Source organism: Actibacterium sp. 188UL27-1 (genome assembly GCF_016901225.1).
Classification (GTDB): domain Bacteria; phylum Pseudomonadota; class Alphaproteobacteria; order Rhodobacterales; family Rhodobacteraceae; genus 188UL27-1.
This window is the reverse complement of record NZ_JAFEUL010000013.1, coordinates 34,635-51,701: the sequence shown is the minus strand read 5'-3', so window position 1 is coordinate 51,701 and position 17,067 is coordinate 34,635. Positions and strand designations below refer to the sequence as shown.

Sequence of the window (17,067 nt, the reverse complement as noted above, 5' to 3'; positions counted from 1 at the left end):
TCGCTGATCGTCGACTTCGTGTTGCCGCCGCCAAGCGTCACACGCAACACACCATCCGCCGCAAGGCCATCCGCAAAACCAGGCTCAGACGTCCCACGAAACGCATCGTCAAAATAAGAAAAACTACCAGCACCACTTGTAAAATCATCAAACACAGCGAACCCCGTTGCTACCGTTGCTTCACCAAAATTAGAAATCTCGCCATCGGCGTTGGCCACCGAATAGGAGAATGTATCCACACCACGGAAACCGAAATCCGGGGTATATTCGACCTGTCCCGTCTGCGCGTTGACGGACACGGATCCATTTGCCGGGGCAGCGGTGATCGCCACCGATCCTGCCTCCAATGTCCCAATGGGCGCCGAGTCATTAGCCAGGACATCAACCGTTATCGGGCCCGATCCCGGGTTAAAGGCGATGTCGTTCAGTGCGATTGGCGCCGTGCGCCCTTCGAACGACACTGAATAGTAGGTTGCCGATGTCTCGCCCTGAAAATTCGGCACGCCAGTAAAATCGTTGGAATTCCCTGTCCAAATGCTCATGAAAATCCTGCCGGGATCGCTGGGCACGGCCAATTCAGGATCTTGGATGCTCCGCAACAGTACACCGTTGGCGTACCAGGAGATCGAGTCGGGGCCCCATTCAAACGCATAAGTGTTGGGGCCCGCCGCGGCGTCAAAACCAAGATCCACAAACTCCCCGTCAGACCCTTTGGAGGTGTGATAGGTTAGAAGGACCTGGGTGGTATCACTGCCGAGAAACTCAAAATCGATTTCGCTGCGCGAGTCGCCAAACGGTGCGCCAGTAAACATGAAAAACGTAGAATTGACACCGCGGGCAGCAGAGGGGGTCATCGTGACTTCATACCGACCATAGCTGAAAAATTCATCGGTATCGACTTCGGCACCCGTAAATCGCTTACCGCGACTATTGTCAGTGTCGAGGGTGAGTGTCAGAGCGCCGGTATCGGCCACACCGCCTGCACCATCAGGCAACGTTGCGCTCGGATCGACAGTCACATTGTCGGGCGACCAGGCTGTATCGATGAAATTGGCGTTGATGGCGAAATCAGAAATCCGCCATGTATTCGGATCAAGGTCGTTGTCTGTAAAACTGTCGTTCAAATTTTGTAGCATCAGTAACAATCCACACATCGAAAGCGCGATCACGATATCGGCCTCGTTTACAGGTACGATCTCAATCGAACCGCTCGAACAAATACGAGCGTGCAAAATCAAGACCAGGTCGGTTTACGATTCGTTAATACGATCAGTCAGATGTGTCCTAACAGGCCCAATGCCAAGGTCCGAGGTATTTTTTACACGCAACAGACTGTTCTCGCAAAAAGTTGTCATTGCGCAATCTAACGATCGCCACAAAGCCGCGATTTTCACCCTATGAGGGGGTATTTTAGGCTATTTCCATATCTCCTGCGAGTTGCCGCACCGAAAATTGGCCACAATCACAACAATATTGTCGTACCAGTGGTTGACATCTGCCCTAGCGTTAAGCCCGCAAAACCGATGTGCCAAAAGCCAATTTGGGCGGCTTACACCACAACCATACTGTTGCCACACCACCATGCTATTGATACCACCGCGGCAGATTTCTTTAGCCCGTAAATAGCTGTATGTATTGTCCGTCGTTTGCACGCAGGTTTGGAGTTCCAATTTGTCTGTCGAAATCTCCGCCATCATCCCCATCCTGAATGAGGAGGAGAGCGTCGCCCCGATGTACGACAAAGTGCGGGAAGCATTGGAACCGCTGAACCGCAAATTCGAGATCATTTTTGTCGATGATGGCTCAACCGATCGCAGCTTTGAACTGCTGGCGCAGATGGCTGAACGTGACCCCCGTGTGGTGGTGCTCAAGTTCCGGCGCAACTCTGGTCAGACCGCTGCGATGACGGCGGGCATCGAGTATGCGCGCGGACGGCTTTTGGTCACCATGGATGGCGACCTGCAGAATGATCCAGCCGATATCCCGATGATGTTAGAAAAGATCGACGAGGGAAACGACCTCGTGATCGGCTGGCGTATGAATCGGCAGGATAAATGGTTGTCCCGAAAGCTGCCATCAATGATTGCCAACAAACTGATTGGCAAGGTGACGGGATTGCCAGTCAAAGATAACGGATGCTCGCTCAAGGTCTACCGCGCCAGCATGATCAAGCGTGTACCGCTTTATTCAGACATGCACCGTTTTATCCCTGCCATGACCCTGCCTCTGGGCGCGCGGATCGCTGAAGTGGGCGTGCGGCACCATGCCAGGCGGTTTGGCAGTTCGAAATACGGACTGTCCCGGATTTTCAAGGTGATGCTCGACCTGATCGCAATCAAAACACTGCTGCTATTTGCGCGCCAACCGATGCGGCGTTTTACGGGTCTGGCCGCCGTGTCCGCGCTGCTGACGGTGCTGTTTCTCTGGCTCACACTCGCCAATAGCGGCAGCGTCATGGTTTACACGGTGAATGCGATGATCTTGGGCTCGCTCACCATATTCCTGCTTCTCTTGGGGGCTGTCGCCTCTCTGGTGTTTCAACGGACCGGCCTGCACGAGCCCGAATGGCTTGATTAGGTTCGACGTATTTTGAGGTAAGACTTATGGAATTGGTAAAAACGACGGTCGAGGCTGGTTTGGCTGACATTACACTATCCGTATTGGTTGTCGCGGAAGGCGATGGGCGCGGTCTGGACACGTTGCTGGAAAGCTACCGCACTGCGCTGGACGAACGGCCAGACGCCTACGAGATGATCGTGCTTTATGATTACCAGGGCACAAAGATCCGCGATATCCTTGCTGGCATTGCGGGCGACTGGCCCAATCTGGTTGATATGCCTGTCCGGCCTTGGACCGGCGACGACGCCGCAATTAAGATCGGCCTAGGACGCGCAAGGGCCGATACAATCCTGACATTGCCGGGCTGGCCAGAAATCGACCCTGCATCGATCAATGATCTGGTGGCAGCTGTTGGACCCGATGACATGGTGATCGGTCGTCGGACGGACAAACAGAACTCCGGCATGCAATCGCTGCGGTCAGGGCTCACGAATGGCCTGCTACGGCTTTTGTTTCAGCGGCACATCGACGATGTGTTCTGCCGATCCCGCGCCGGACGGAAAGAGGTGTTCGAGAGCATCGCGGAACTAGGTGTGCGCCAGCATTTCATGCCGGTCATCGCGGCCAATGAAGGGTATCGCGTGCGCGAGATCGATGTGGCCAGCGTGAAGGGCAAGGTGCCCATGGTGTATAAGTTCAAGGCGCAAGGTCACCTCGGCGCGTTGATCGACATGATGACGCTTTTTGTGGGCCTCAAGTTCCTGAAACGCCCCCTGCGGTTCTTTGGCTCCATCGGTTTACCACTGCTGGTTCTGGGCCTGCTGATCACAGCATACTTGGTGATCGAGCGTCTGTTCTTTGGCGCGCCCCTGGCGGATCGTCCCGCACTGGTGTTTTCGATCCTGATGACCGTCTTGGGGATCCAGATCCTCGCGCTGGGTCTAGTCGGAGAGATCATCATCTTTTCGTCCAGCCGCCGTATGCGAAACTATGAAATCGAAAAGATCATTCGCGGGCGATTGGTAGATCCGTCAGAGGCTGGATCGAGCGGCGATCAGGCAACGGAACCACCAGCCGAAAATGACAAGTAATCCGATATATGACGCATAGTTGCGTCTATTCCCGGCATGCTCATGGATTTGCGCAACTTCCAGCGTGTTTGCCGTCGTGAAGTGCCCTTTGACTGACACGACCGAAGAAGCGGCCCTGGGCACATTCGACAGGACCAGCATATCACCGGTCCAGATGCGCAATTGAACCGGATCCTGCTCCCATACAAGTGCGCGATCCAGTTCCAACGGTTTGCTGATGCGGTCGGGTCTGTCGACCAGCGTGTCGGTATAGTGAACATCGGCTGCCTTGGCCGCGGGTATCCAGATCAACGGAGCAAAGGCATAGCAGGCGGCAAGCACGAGCGCCGCAACCAGAACCGCGCCCCGTGGCCAGCGCAAATCAGCACCCGATACAGGCAGCCTAAACATCGCATAGGCGACATAGCCAAGGCCCAGCCCGTACAGCATAAGACTCGGCCAGGCCTCTGGCCAGAACCATCCGAAATTGAGCACGTCCCAATCGAACGGCGCAAAAAATAGCACGCCATTGGCCCACTTTGTCTGCATCGCATCCATGAGAAGATGCAAGGCGGACCCGATGGTCAGGATGGTGAGTGTCCGACGCCAAGCAGAGCTGAAACAAGCCGCAAACCCAGACATTACCACACAAAACACCAGGCTGCTTTGCACTACCGCATAAAGGCGTAGGTCATACGGCGAGACATCGGAAAGCCGAACGATCCGCTGCAAAATCCAAGGGAGATCGGGGATCAGGCAGCCCAGCCAGACCCATTTGATGTCGGCACCCCGCATGATCGCCCGGGTGATCAGGGCCTGTGCCCCTAGATGCCCCAGCGTGGCGGGCATCGGCTAACCCAGCCGTTTGCGGATTTGCATCACGACCTGCTGCACGACAAAGGGAAACGGCGCCGTCAAACGGCCATAGACCGGGGGCGAATATTGCAAACCGCGCAGCCAGGTGGCCAGAGTCACAAAAGGATAATCGCGGTGCAAGGCACCTGTCGCCGCGAACCCATATCGCCCGGACTGCCGCACACCACCCATCAAAGGCAATGGATCAGTCCCGGCCAGGATGCGCCACCCAACCCGTTCTGCTTGCAACAGCTTGTCTGGGCGTGCCATGGCAGATGACCGAACACCGCTATCGGCGAGAAACAAATTGGTGTCATCCACATGACCGGCGATGACCTCGTCCATGACCGCCGCACGGGCGCCGGACCACTTGCCAAAGCCCCAAGGCAAGACAACCAAAGCACCGGCAGCCGATGCGGCATCGATGACCGTTGCCAATGGTTGCCCATCGGCAAATGTCGCCCGCGTGCCAAGCGCCAGCACTTCCAACCCTTCATCGGTCAAAATCTGCCGACCTGACACGATGCCGATGACGGCACCATCCCCGGCACGGCGGGCAAGTTTGCTGATCGGCTCCTTGGTGTCGGACAGAACCCAGTTTCCGCACCGCTCGGGCAAATCGGCAAAGCGGTCGATCCCTGCAATCTCGGTTAGCATCAGCATCCCCTCGCCAGAGGCATCAGCCGACAGATCCATGTTGCGCGCTGCCGCTGATAAAACCCGATCCAGATCGAAACCGGGATGCAGATGCATGTGCGAATCCACCCGGTAAAATTCTTGCTGAAGGTCGTTCGGCATGCGCATTCCTCTCAGCTCCCGGTCTACCGCAGGAGCCGCCCAACGCACCAGCCCCAGACAGGCCGGTCATGAGGGAAAACAGGGTTGTTTGTGGTTGGCAGAGTATCGCTGACCCACTAACCTGCTTGCGTTTGATCACCCATTTTTCAGTACCAAGGCATCCGATGACCCAACCCGCAGCCGCACCCCAGCGATTTCCCGACTTCATCATTGGGGGTGCCCCGAAATGCGGGACGACATCGATCCATTTCATCCTGAAACAGAACCCCGATATTGGCATACCGGATGAGGAGATCCATTTTTTTGACGCCGACGATCCGGTCAGTCACCCGGATTTTCTGTTTACGGACGGCCCTAAACTCAACTGGTTCGACCCTCGGCCCCACCACGACCCAAGCGTGTCGTGGTACAACAGCAGGTTTTCGCACTTTGCTGCGGCTAAGCGGATCGGTGAGGATTCCACCACTTATCTGTTTTCGGATGTCGCGCCGGCTCGGATCAAAGCGATGCTGCCGGAGGTCCGGCTGATCTTTATGCTGCGCGACCCTGTGAAACGGGCCTATTCCCAGTATTGGCACATGATCCGTTCTTCGCGCGCCACATGCAGTTTCGAACAGGCAATCATCCAGCATCCATCGATCATGCTGGGCTCGACCTACACACCCAACCTCGAACGATATCTCAAAGTGTTTGGGGAGGAGCAGGTCAAGGTCGCGGTGTTTGAGGATTTTCTGGCCGACCAACAGGCCTTCATGGATGATATGACCGATTTCATCGGAGCTGATCGCATGTCGCTGGACTCCGCAGAGACATGGTTCAACCGAACATACTACCCCAGCAACCCGCAATGGCAGCAATGGCAAAACAAGGTTGGGCAATGGATCGTCCGGGGGCGGTACCGCAACCATATGGGGCAGCGCAGCGGTTGGCAGGAGCGGTTTCACAACAAGCTTCACTATCGCTGGTTTCGCTACGTGAACCCGATTCTGCTGACAGCCGAGAAGCCGCCCAAAATGCGGGGTGATACGCGCACTTATCTGGAACAGCATTTCTCTGCGCGGAACCAGGGTCTGTCCGCCCTTCTAGATCGGGACATGTCGCAGGTCTGGCAAGGATTTACGGGATAGGGCATGTCAGGGGTCGATATCCTTTTGGTGGCCGATCCGCGATTTTCGGGCGGAAGCTCCACCGCATTGATCACCGATGCCGAAGCGTTCGTGAACCTTGGCATGACCGTTGGGCTGATGCTCGTGACGTCCAGTTTTTTCACAGATCCGACAGATGGGGCCAACCCAAAGGTGCTCGCGCTGTTGGATCAGCCCGGTGTAACCCCCATCAAAAGCGAATCGGCAATCACCGCCAAAACGGCCTTCTTTCATCATCCCCTGCCTTTTTACCACGGCCTGCCAGAACAGGCTCGGGTTTCAGCCGATCAGGTGGTTCTGGTGGTTCATCATCCACCGTTTCGCGGCGATGGGTCGATGGAATACAACCCGGTCCAGACGCAAACGACCATTGCCCGGCAGTTCGGCCATCGCCCGCTTTGGTCCCCCGTCTCGGGCGCGATTCGCAGCCAGTTGCGCAGCTTTGCCCCCTTCATCCGATTGACCAATGCTGATTGGGTCAATGCGTTCGATGTTGGGGGGTGGACCCCGTCCCGCACCATCTTTCAAGATAATCTTGCTACGGTCGGACGGCACGGGCGACCCGATCCCCTGAAATGGCCCGACCGGGCGACAGACATTGATGCCTCCCTCAACCTGGGCGATGGATGGCAGACCCGCATCATGGGGTGCCCCAATGATCTCATCTCAGGTCAGGATAGTCCCAGTGCCGATTGGGAGGTGTTGGGCTTCAACGCCGAACCGGTTGACCACTTTCTCAATACGCTCGACCTCTTTTCCTATTTCTACAGCGATCTTTGGTTCGAGGCGTTCGGGCGCACCGTGACCGAGGCGATGTTGATGGAACGACCCTGTGTTCTGGATACCCGTCTACGCGATACCTTTGGTGATCTGGCCCAATATTGCACCCCGGATGAGGTGGCCGCAGTAGCAAACCGATTGCGGGAAAATCCAACAGAGACGCGTAATCGCGCCACTCGAGTCAAAGCACAGATTGTGACGCGCTATGGCACACAGGCCATAGCGGATCGCCTTTTGGCACTGGGCACCGACCATGGAACCGTCAGCCGCAACGGTGCCACCTTTGCCACACCGATGCAGACCATCCGCAAAGGTATCGGCCTTATGCGCCGCCGTCGGGCCGGGATTGAACGCTGATGCCCCTTGTTGCGGCGCAGACTGCCAGGGCAAAATCCTATGATATCTGTGTCGTTGGCGCCGGGGCGGCCGGTCTGGCCCTGGGTTTCGCGGCAACCACGCACGGTCTGAGCGTTTTGATCGTCGATCGCGGTGAGGTCGATCCACCAGACGTGCCCAACGCTGATGATGAACATGTCTTTGGCACGGATACCCCACATGATCCCCGCGCGAAAACCAACAGCGATGCATTGGGAGGAACCCTGCATCGATGGGGCGGCCGGTGCGTCCCATTCGATCCGCAAGACTTTGACGACCGTGGCGAAACAGCGTTGCCCCGTTGGCCGATTTCCTATGGGGACTACGCGAAGTGGATCGAGCCTGCGGCGACATTCCTAGGATCAGGTAGCGTCTTCACATCCCCACCGCCGGAGCCATGGTTTGATGCCCCCGGCCTGAGCGCCGATCGGGTTGAACATCTGAACGATCCCAATCATGTCAATCGGGTCCAAGAGCGGGCCAAGAACGACCCGAACGGCCCCGACATCGTGACCCAAACGCTGGCCCGCATGGTTTGCGTGATAGGCGCGCGATCACAGATAGAGCTTCAAACCGCGGGTGAGCTTTGGACCCCTGATGCCGCGGAAATCGTGCTCGCCGCCGGTGGCTTGGAGACCGCTCGCCTGTTGTTGGTCGCCCAGGCGCAGAATCCCGGCTTGTTCGGTGGGTCTAACGGGCCACTTGGGCGATACTATATGGGCCATCTTACCGGATCGGTGGGCGAGTTAACTTTTGGCAAAGCGAGCCATGTCACCGTCTTCGGTTACGCACAATTTGGCCCGACACAGGCGCGCCGCCGCATCATGCTCGACCCTGAAGATTGGACCAATACCGCCTTTTGGATCGAAAACACGGCGCCCGACGATCCGCGCCACCGCTCCGGCGAGTTGTCATTCAAACACCTGATAGCTAATCGCGGGCGGTCCGGAGACTTATCGGCCCATATGCGCAACATCCTGACAGACCCTTTCGGCGTACCAAACGCGGTCAGGTCAGCCTTGTACCGTCGGCTGCGCCCCCACAGCCGTTATCCCAACCGGTTAATCGCGCGCGGCCGGGGCCCTTACCGGTTATGTTTTCATGCAGAACAACGCCCCCTACCCCACAATCGCGTTCAATTGTCCAATGCCAAGGATCGCCACGGTCAACCCAAACTCAAAATCGACTTTCATTATGATGATGATACGATCCGTGCATTGGTGCGCGATCATCGGCGTCTTGCGGATCGGTTGAACGCTGCCAATTTGGCCACCCTGGATCTACCCGATGATGATGCGGTCATGGCAAAAAACATCGCCCAGCAATCGCGCGACGGCTATCACCAGATCGGCCTGACCCGCATGGCCGATACACCTATTCAAGGTATCGTTGACCGCAATTGCAAGGTTCATGATGTGCAAAATCTGTCCATCGCCAGTGCTGCCATCTTTCCGGTATCGAGCCAGGCCAACCCAACGCTATCGGTCGTGGCCTTTGCCCTGCGCCTTGCAGATTTCCTATGTGAACGCCATAAAACAAAAGGCGAAACCGCAACGAAAGGCATGTCTGGATGATCCAGTCGCGATCACTCAGCCTCCGGTTTGATATCCCTCAAAGGCTGCGCGACCATTTTCTGGTTACGCTCTGGTTCATCGTGACGTTCAAGCAGTTCACCTATGACGAACTGCTGCTATACCCGCTGGCGCTCTATTTCGGGTGGGCTTTCGTGCGGGATTTTCAACTGCTTTTGCCGATCCTGCAGCGCAGCCTGACTTTGTTCATCTTTCCGATCTGGTGGATGCTTTCGGCCATGTGGGGTGTGGAAACGGAGTTGATCCTGAAATCGGGCGCGCAACTGATCCTCACGATCATGATCTGCTACTGTGCCATTATTCGGCTGGAAAAGCGGGATCTGATCCTGTCGATGCTCGTTGCCGCTGGTATCTTTGGTGTTCTGAGCTTGCAAGCCGGCCTGACGGGTGGTCTTGCGGCGCGTGGTGTGTTCAGCAGCAAAAACGCCATGGGTGCCGCAATGGTTGTCCTATGGACCGCCGCTGTCTGCATTACATTGGATAACAGTCTTTCAAAATGGCTTAGGTTGGTGGCGGCAGGTGCCTGTGTTTTGGCCGCTCAACTGATCTTCATCTCAGACTCTGCCACGGCAGTTTTGTTGGCGGGAGGTATCACAGGTGTGGTGTTGATCTTTGGGCTGCTTCCGCGCAGCGGGCTTTTAAACAATCCAATTTTCCTCAGTTTCAGTTGTGCCAGCCTCGCTACAGGTCTCTTTCTGGCGGCTCAGGTTCTTGCTGTGCAACACTTCAATCCGATCACCAAGGTTCTTGAGGCATTTGGCAAGGATGCCACGCTCACCGGTCGCACCGTTCTGTGGGACTATGCCACGATCCAGATCCAGCAAAATCCACTGCTCGGGGTTGGCGAGGGTGGGTATTGGACACCCGAGGATTGGACCTCGGATGCGCGCAAGATCTATGTTGAATTCCACAAGAAATTTTACGCGCAATTCTCGTTCCATAACTCTTACTACGAAATTGCGGTCCATCAGGGGCTGATCGGCCTCGCTTTCGCCGTTATGGCTGTAACCTGGTGCCTTTGGCGGATCGTGCTGGGGGTCCTGCGGGAAAACGATATGGCCATGGTATTTTTCTTTGGCATCGCGTCGATCCACATCATGCGCAGCTTTACCGAGTCAGCTCTGATGTCTCCATTCTCGCTGCTGGCCATGCTGTTCATGATGGGCGCCTTGCTCACCGTGAAAGACAGTTTGCGTCGCGAAACACTGCGGCGTGCCGCGGGCGCGGTTGGCCCAGACATGCAAGTTGGTAACCGGCAGCTGCTGGCGGGCGGTTAAACTCTATTCAGACGGGCGTCGTTGTAGGCCGTCATGTAGATCTCGGCGGACTTCGACAGTGTCATCTCATTTGCGATAAAGGCCCGCGGATTGAAGGTATCCAGTTTGGACCAGAACGTGCCCCAATCCTCCATCATCGTGTCCGCCTTGAACCGAATGCCGCACCTCCCGTCGAAATAGGGCACGGAGGTGCACGGGATCGGAGCATCGCTGATCTCCCGTGCCTTTGGATCGAGCCACGTCCCCTCGTCCCAGGCAAAGATCGGAACGTTCAGCGAAAGACATTCCTGGTAGGCCATGCCTTGTGTCTCTGAATGGCAGAAAAACGCCATGGACCTGCATTTTTTCAACTTTGCGATGTAGTCTTCATACAAATAGCTGCCGTAGCGAATGACCGTGTAGGTCATGCCGTGCTCTTCAAGGTATCGGATGAACGGTGCAATCATCCGGTCATAATTTTCATCGCGATTGAAATAGATCTTGTCGTAGATCATCACGTCGAACTCCTTCGACACGGACAACGAGTCTGGAAAACGCGACACATCGAACCCACCAAACCAGGGCCGCAATCGATCACCGTAGAACGGCGTGAACATCTGAAAATGCCAATCACAGGTCGACACGAACAGCCGGTTGCGCGGATCATCAAACAGGTCCGGCTTGTCCAAGGGCGATGAAAATATCCCTGGGCCGATCAAGCGAGGGTTCGGAAGCCCGTCCATCTTGCTGAATATCGTCGGATAACCGACCATTCCAACCGGTTGATCAGGGTTTTGGCGGGCGGTCTTAAAGTCGTTCAAGCGGTAATCGATCCCTTCACGCTCCAACGCCTCCATCAGCATGTAAAGCCAAGTGTAATAACCCGACTTGCCCTGTTTCCCGCGCACCTTGTTGACCATCGCCCGGACATGGCGGCGCAGATCGGATTTCAGGCTGGCAAGCGGAGCTTCTTCAGCCTGACGTTCATGCCCGTCATAGAAAAGCAGAACAGGCGGACTACCGGACGCCGCTGCCATGGATTAGACCTGACCGTTGGGTTTGGTCGGGTGCTGGTTCCCACTCAAAAGCGTATCGAAGTAATCGATCGTCTTGCGCACGCCGTCCTCAAACGCGACGGTCGGTTGCCAGTTCAGTAATTCCCGCGCCTTGTCGATATTAGGGCGGCGCTGCATCGGATCGTCCTGTGGCAAGTCCTTGAATGTCAGCTTCGAAGCAGAGCCCGTCAGATCAATGATGCTCTCGGCCAGTTCCCGGATCGTCAATTCATGGGGATTGCCGAGATTGATCGGGCCTGTGACATCAGCCGGGCTATCCATGAGCGCGATCAGCCCGTTCACCAGATCATCAACATAGCAGAAGGACCGGGTTTGCAGGCCCTCCCCAAAGATTGTAATCGGTTCGCCCCGCAGCGCCTGGATAATGAAATTCGAGACGACTCGCCCGTCATTCACGTGCATACGCGGACCGAACGTGTTGAAAATACGTGCGACCTTGATCTCCAGCCCGTGTTGACGGTGATAATCGAAAAATAGTGTTTCCGCAGCGCGCTTACCTTCGTCATAGCAGGATCGGATGCCAATGGGGTTGACGTTGCCCCAATAGCTTTCCTCCTGCGGATGCACGTTCGGATCGCCATAGACCTCTGACGTCGAAGCCTGCAGGATCCGGATCCCCAACCGCTTGGCCAGACCAAGCATGTTAATCGATCCATGGACCGAGGTCTTGAGCGTTTGAACAGGGTCATGCTGATAGTGGATCGGTGCCGCCGGGCACGCTAGGTGAAAAATATTGTCAGCTTCAATGTATAGTGGAAAGGTCACATCATGCCGCATCATCTCGTACATCGGATTGCCGATATGGTGCAGGATGTTTCGCTTGCTGCCTGTGTAATAGTTATCGACGCAGATAACCTCGTCGCCGCGCGCCAAAAGTTTGTCCGTCAGATGGGATCCGACAAATCCGGCCCCGCCCGTCACAATAATACGTTGATGCTGATCCAGCATACGAACCCCTTAGAAATATGTCAGACCGAACCACAGGTCCGTCGTTTGAAATGATGTCTACCGCAGCACCGCCGCCAAGGACCAGCCCGCTGTCGCATGGGTATCATCGAAAAACCACCCTAGGCGGATCGAAAAATGGCGGTTACCGTTTGGCATATTTCAAGTTTGCCGGAGGGAAACCATGCGGCTTTCGATTAAGAATACACTTGCCAGCACCGCAAACACGCCATTTGGCGGATGGGTTCTGGTGCGATTGAAGCGCCTATTGAACCGGCTGGAGGCGGTTACCGTCTATTTGGAACGGCAACGTCAGACCCAAACCACCGAAGATCTGAAGACCAAGATCCTCAACGAACGCTTTTCCGACCTGACGGTCCACCATGGCGCATTCATCGGTCTGCGCTATCCCGGGATTGAGGCCACAGGCAGCGCGTTGCTGCCCAAGCTATTGGGCAGCTATGAGGTTGAGATAGCCTCCTTCATCGAACGGATCAGCCAGCGTTCCTACACTGATATCGTCGATATCGGATGTGCTGAAGGCTATTATGCCGTTGGCTTCGGACTGATGTTTGCCGATGCCCAGATCCACGCTTATGACGTGGACGGCGGCGCCCGGCGGCTGTGCAAGAGCATGGCGGAGCAGAACGACATTTTAGATCGGCTCAACCTCGGAAAATTCTGTAATCCCGATACGCTTATGACACTTGCCAATCGGCCCCGGATGCTGATCGTCGCAGATTGCGAAGGCTACGAGGCGGAGTTGTTCACCGAGCAGACAAGCACCGCGTTGGCAAATCATGATATTCTCATCGAATGCCACGATTTTAAGGATCCTGAAATTTCGGCGCGCATCATCCATGCCTTTGAAACGACGCATCATGCCGATCAGATCCGCAGTCAGGAAACCTACATCAAAGCCCACAGGTTAGCCTATCCCGAGTTCGAGGGATATGACTATGACATCCGCAAATTCATGGTAGATGAGGCCCGTCGCCATTCTGTGGTCTGGTTGCTCCTGACATCAAAAACGCCCTCTCAGGCCATCAACAATAGCACCCCGAAGGCAGAATTGTTCGAGCGGTCCGTATAACACCGGAAAAAACTTCAACTATTTTCATCGGACGGCCATTTTTGGGCTTATAATCTTTCCACCGAATGCTCATCTGTCCCCACTATAGATTGTCTGATAAATTACCTCTGTAGTCACCAGTCAGAGCATTGATAGACGCATGAATGAACCACTCGTCCTAAGATCGACGATCCAGGAAACCGATCCAGCGAAGAAGCAAGCCGTAACGCTTGATCTGAACGATATTGTCGGTGTGCTGCGCAGGCGTCTTATCCTGATCTTGGCGACCACAATTCTTGCCGCAGCCTACGCCGCCTATGTGGTGTTGCAGATCACGCCTCAATACGAGGCGCGGTCCCAACTGGCTTTGGGCGATGGTGGTCTTGCCTCTCCCGATACGTCGTTTTCACTGGTCGAGGCACAGGCAATCTCAAGCTCTGTGATCGAAGGGGAGATGGCCGTTATGCGGTCCCGCGCCCTGTTGGTTCGGGTCGTGCGGCGCTTGGAACTGGACAAGGATCCGGAGTTCAATCCGGCGCTGCGCCCACAAGAAGATCCCGGTGTCCTGGACGTCATCACCGATATGGCGCGTTCGGTCGTGCGCACGGTGATCCCGGTGCCCGAAGCCCCGCAGCGCATAGATGATGCTGGCGTTGAGGACGGATCGGAAGGTCAGGATCCTGTTCTGGAGGCCGCGCGCGCGCGTGACAACCTACTGGGCGATCTCGGCCCCGTTACCGGTGAATTGCGTGATGCGATTCGGGTGCGCCAACAAGGCAACTCTTTTGTAATCTCCCTGACCGCCACGTCGCAAAGTCCGCAAAAAGCTGCGGCGATCGCAAATACGCTGACCGACGAATACAGCCGCTTTCTCGTGGACAAACGGTTTGCAGCCGCCCAACGTTTCACCCGCTGGCTGGAAGGCCGGGTTGAGGAATTGGCAACGACGCTTGAAAGCTCTGAGCGTGAAGCGCTCGCTTTCCGTGCCAAGATCGAGGCAAATGCCGACAGCTCGCTGCGCCTGGAACAGCAGATGCGCGAGCTGACGACCAAATTGGTCAATGCCAGGTCCGAACTTGCCGAAGCTGACGCCAACGCCAACAAACTGGTCGAAATACGTGATCGTGACGGTGCGCTGGCTGCGGCCGCCACATTGTCGGAACCGACGATCCTGGCCTATCAGACCGACTTGGTCGACCTGCGCCGGGACGAAGCGAATGCGGCCATCCGGTTTGGCGATGATGCCGTCCAGGTCGCATCGATCCGTCGGTCCATGAACAAGATCGAAGAGGCGTTGTCTGCCGAAGTCGAACGCACAGTTCAGCAACTGAACAACACCGCCGAAGTACGCGACAACGTTGTCGATGCGCTTGAAACCCAACTGCGTGGACTGGAAGGCACCATCCTGATCCGGTCAAACGAACAAATCCGGCTCAGCCAATTACAGCGTGTGGCTGACGCAAACCGTCGTGTTTATGAGGATTTTCTGGGCCGCTTCAAGGAAACGAGCGAAATTCAGAACCTTCAGCGATCTGATGCCGATGTCATCTCCTATGCCTCGCCCCCCGGCAGCCCATCCTATCCACGCAAGCAGGTTGCCGTGGCATTGGGCGGCGCAGGTGGTTTGGCACTGGGTTTAGCCCTGGCTTTCCTGATGGAACTGCTGCCCAAACGCCTGGTCACAACACGCGAGGTCACAGAACGGCTGGCGCTACCGATCTTTGGTAAACTGCCGCGCGTTCCAACAAAAATGGGCCGCATGGGGTCGCTGCGCAACGTATTGCGTGATTCGTCTGCAACACTCACGAAATCCGCCCGAACGCTGCGCAACAACGTGGATCTGAATTCCGACCTGTCGGTGGGTTCTATCGTGGTAGCGTCCGACCAGCCCGGTGGGGTCAAAACCAACGTCTCCATGCTGCTGGCCTGGGCAGCGGCACAAAAGGGGCGGTCGTGTTTGTTGGTTGACGCTGATACCCGCACGGCCAGTTTGTCACGTGCCCTGGGGCATCGTCGGACGACCAGCTTGGTTTCGGTATTGTATGGCGAGTCCACCTTGGAAGACTCCATTGTCACACTTGGCGCACTTGGTGTCAGCATGCTCCCGACAGAGACGGTGGGCGCCGACCCTGCGATGATTTTTGACTCCTACCGCGCCAAGCTGGTGGTTGAAGAGATGATGCGCGAATTTGACGTCGTCATTTTTGACGCACCGGCCCTGCGTCACGAATCAGACGCGATGGCACTGCCCGTTATTCTTGACCTTGGCCTGTATGCGGTCGCCTCTGGCAGAACATTGGCGCGGGATGCCGACCGTGGGTTGGAGATCTTCCGCAAAACCAAGCTGAACGATATTGGCGCCGTGCTAACCGGCCTGAAACCCCGCGATATCTAACGGATGCTCTGCTATGCGACTTTGGCAAGATCCGGAAAACTGCGCCAGGGAAAACTGTCACGCCCCAAAAGCTTGGCCAGTTCCCGAACATCGGGCTCAAGTTCGGCGGCCAAGACAGCGCGGGTTTCAGCCGTGAGCGGCGGGGCCTCGACTCGAAGATCACGCTTGTTCAGGCTCATCAGGTAATTCACAGGACCAACACTTTTGAATTTCTCTAATGCGGTCCCCAGTCCCGCGCGACGCAATGCATTGCCACCGCTTTGCAGCACCGATTGCAGACGGTCATGGCGAAACGCTACACTTTCGTTAGAGCTGGTCCTGCTATCATCTATCTTCCCATCGGGATCGACCCCCAGAAATCCGTAAACCTCGCGAATGGCCTGGTCCGGCGTTTTCGTGATTTCCTCAAAGATCAAGGGCAGGATCTGCTCACGGGGAAAAACGTCGAACCAGCGTGCCATATGCTTGGCGTAACGACTTTGCTCCAGATAACATGGGTTATTGCGCAAGCCATCCTCGAACTGCTCGCTTGAGGTCAAATGCCAAGTTCGCAGTTCATGCAGATGATTTGAGAAGGCCCGGTCTACCGGATCGCGAAAAATAACGATCAGCTTGGCGTCTGGTTGATAAGCCTTGATCCGCTCAGGCGCCAGCGGGTGGTAAAAGTAGGACGGCGAGGTTTCCCCCCGGGCAAGAACAGTGGCGCCATCTGCAAAATGCCGTTCATACCACTCATATCCGCGATCATAGAACGCGGTGAAGAAATCAATTTCTTTTGGATCAGACATGAAGATCTGGGGATGGGCTTGCAAGACTTCATGCAACCAGGAGGTCGCACATTTCTGCACACCGATGCCTATGAAAGTTGGGCCGCCAATGGCCTGACGTGGAACAAAGCTGTGCGTTACCATAACCAATCCTCAAAAATGCCGGGTTCTGTTCGTAAACAATACTCGAATAATCACCGCCCGCCGTAGCCGAACCGATTGATCATTGGGAGATGCCAATCGGCTCCACCTGTAAAACCTTGGAAAAGGCAGTCAAACAGTAAATGATCATGCCGCGGTCGAATCAATGGTGCGATATTACGTTTACCCTCTTGGCACCGCTCCTGTTGGATTTTGAGCGGTTTGGAGATACCACACCGCA

At 55.9% G+C, this 17,067-nt stretch carries 14 protein-coding genes; 8 read left to right on the top strand and 6 right to left on the bottom strand.

Translation table 11 applies throughout. The annotated features are described in order from the left end of the window. Nucleotides 1-1,238 (bottom strand): family 16 glycosylhydrolase (locus IU397_RS16005; protein ID WP_204415681.1); only part of this gene is annotated, 1,238 nt, incomplete at its 3' end. Nucleotides 1,239-1,671: 433 nt separating this feature from the next. Between IU397_RS16005 and IU397_RS16000 the strand changes: the two genes are divergently transcribed. Then, the gene (locus IU397_RS16000; protein ID WP_239479853.1) at nucleotides 1,672-2,577 is read left to right on the top strand and encodes a glycosyltransferase family 2 protein; all 906 of its coding nucleotides are present in this window, start codon (nucleotides 1,672-1,674) and stop codon (nucleotides 2,575-2,577) included. A gap of 26 nt (nucleotides 2,578-2,603) precedes the next feature. Next, nucleotides 2,604-3,650: a glycosyl transferase family 2 gene (locus IU397_RS15995; protein WP_204415679.1), complete on the top strand. Its 1,047-nt coding sequence runs from the start codon at nucleotides 2,604-2,606 to the stop codon at nucleotides 3,648-3,650. On the opposite strand, the gene IU397_RS15990 is transcribed toward IU397_RS15995, so the two are convergent. Continuing rightward, nucleotides 3,591-4,478 carry a hypothetical protein gene (locus IU397_RS15990; protein ID WP_204415677.1) on the bottom strand — a complete coding sequence of 296 codons (888 nt, stop codon included), beginning with the start codon at nucleotides 4,476-4,478 and terminating at the stop codon, nucleotides 3,591-3,593. The two genes, IU397_RS15995 and IU397_RS15990, sit on opposite strands and share 60 nt — an antisense overlap. 3 nt (nucleotides 4,479-4,481) lie before the next feature. Beyond that, nucleotides 4,482-5,282, bottom strand: coding sequence for a hypothetical protein (locus IU397_RS15985; protein WP_204415676.1), 801 nt, complete (start codon nucleotides 5,280-5,282; stop codon nucleotides 4,482-4,484). Between the two features lie 164 nt (nucleotides 5,283-5,446). Between IU397_RS15985 and IU397_RS15980 the strand changes: the two genes are divergently transcribed. Genes IU397_RS15980 through IU397_RS15965 form a run of 4 tightly spaced genes read left to right on the top strand, consistent with a single transcriptional unit; the run spans nucleotide 5,447 to nucleotide 10,451 of the window. After that, the gene (locus IU397_RS15980) at nucleotides 5,447-6,409 is read left to right on the top strand and encodes a sulfotransferase (protein WP_204415674.1); all 963 of its coding nucleotides are present in this window, start codon (nucleotides 5,447-5,449) and stop codon (nucleotides 6,407-6,409) included. A gap of 3 nt (nucleotides 6,410-6,412) precedes the next feature. After that, complete coding sequence (locus IU397_RS15975; protein WP_204415672.1) at nucleotides 6,413-7,564, top strand: glycosyltransferase; 1,152 nt, start codon at nucleotides 6,413-6,415, stop codon at nucleotides 7,562-7,564. Further along, the gene (locus IU397_RS15970; RefSeq protein WP_204415670.1) at nucleotides 7,564-9,156 is read left to right on the top strand and encodes a GMC oxidoreductase; all 1,593 of its coding nucleotides are present in this window, start codon (nucleotides 7,564-7,566) and stop codon (nucleotides 9,154-9,156) included. The genes IU397_RS15975 and IU397_RS15970 overlap by 1 nt, the downstream gene beginning before the upstream one ends. Beyond that, a complete protein-coding gene (locus tag IU397_RS15965) occupies nucleotides 9,153-10,451 on the top strand; it encodes an O-antigen ligase (RefSeq protein ID WP_204415668.1) in 1,299 nt (432 codons plus the stop codon). Before IU397_RS15970 ends, IU397_RS15965 begins: the two co-directional genes overlap by 4 nt. On the opposite strand, the gene IU397_RS15960 is transcribed toward IU397_RS15965, so the two are convergent. Next, nucleotides 10,448-11,467 (bottom strand): hypothetical protein, encoded by a 1,020-nt coding sequence (locus tag IU397_RS15960; protein WP_204415666.1) that lies wholly within the window; start codon nucleotides 11,465-11,467, stop codon nucleotides 10,448-10,450. The two genes, IU397_RS15965 and IU397_RS15960, sit on opposite strands and share 4 nt — an antisense overlap. A gap of 3 nt (nucleotides 11,468-11,470) precedes the next feature. Further along, entirely contained in the window at nucleotides 11,471-12,454 is a 984-nt protein-coding gene (locus IU397_RS15955) for a UDP-glucuronic acid decarboxylase family protein (protein ID WP_204415664.1), read from the bottom strand. 181 nt (nucleotides 12,455-12,635) lie between these two features. Between IU397_RS15955 and IU397_RS15950 the strand changes: the two genes are divergently transcribed. After that, a complete protein-coding gene (locus IU397_RS15950) occupies nucleotides 12,636-13,544 on the top strand; it encodes a hypothetical protein (RefSeq protein WP_204415662.1) in 909 nt (302 codons plus the stop codon). Between the two features lie 139 nt (nucleotides 13,545-13,683). Beyond that, nucleotides 13,684-15,918, top strand: coding sequence for a polysaccharide biosynthesis tyrosine autokinase (locus tag IU397_RS15945; RefSeq protein ID WP_204415660.1), 2,235 nt, complete (start codon nucleotides 13,684-13,686; stop codon nucleotides 15,916-15,918). Between the two features lie 11 nt (nucleotides 15,919-15,929). On the opposite strand, the gene IU397_RS15940 is transcribed toward IU397_RS15945, so the two are convergent. After that, nucleotides 15,930-16,829 (bottom strand): sulfotransferase, encoded by a 900-nt coding sequence (locus tag IU397_RS15940; protein ID WP_204415659.1) that lies wholly within the window; start codon nucleotides 16,827-16,829, stop codon nucleotides 15,930-15,932. Nucleotides 16,830-17,067: the final 238 nt, after the last annotated feature.

Coding starts and splice junctions, on each gene's coding strand:
- IU397_RS15995 (WP_204415679.1), top strand. CDS start 2,604: ATGGAATTGGTAAAAACGACGGTCGAGGCTGGTTTGGCTGACATTACA.
- IU397_RS15990 (WP_204415677.1), bottom strand. CDS start 4,478: ATGCCCGCCACGCTGGGGCATCTAGGGGCACAGGCCCTGATCACCCGG.
- IU397_RS15985 (WP_204415676.1), bottom strand. CDS start 5,282: ATGCCGAACGACCTTCAGCAAGAATTTTACCGGGTGGATTCGCACATG.
- IU397_RS15980 (WP_204415674.1), top strand. CDS start 5,447: ATGACCCAACCCGCAGCCGCACCCCAGCGATTTCCCGACTTCATCATT.
- IU397_RS15975 (WP_204415672.1), top strand. CDS start 6,413: ATGTCAGGGGTCGATATCCTTTTGGTGGCCGATCCGCGATTTTCGGGC.
- IU397_RS15970 (WP_204415670.1), top strand. CDS start 7,564: ATGCCCCTTGTTGCGGCGCAGACTGCCAGGGCAAAATCCTATGATATC.
- IU397_RS15965 (WP_204415668.1), top strand. CDS start 9,153: ATGATCCAGTCGCGATCACTCAGCCTCCGGTTTGATATCCCTCAAAGG.
- IU397_RS15960 (WP_204415666.1), bottom strand. CDS start 11,467: ATGGCAGCGGCGTCCGGTAGTCCGCCTGTTCTGCTTTTCTATGACGGG.
- IU397_RS15955 (WP_204415664.1), bottom strand. CDS start 12,454: ATGCTGGATCAGCATCAACGTATTATTGTGACGGGCGGGGCCGGATTT.
- IU397_RS15950 (WP_204415662.1), top strand. CDS start 12,636: ATGCGGCTTTCGATTAAGAATACACTTGCCAGCACCGCAAACACGCCA.
- IU397_RS15945 (WP_204415660.1), top strand. CDS start 13,684: ATGAATGAACCACTCGTCCTAAGATCGACGATCCAGGAAACCGATCCA.
- IU397_RS15940 (WP_204415659.1), bottom strand. CDS start 16,829: ATGGTAACGCACAGCTTTGTTCCACGTCAGGCCATTGGCGGCCCAACT.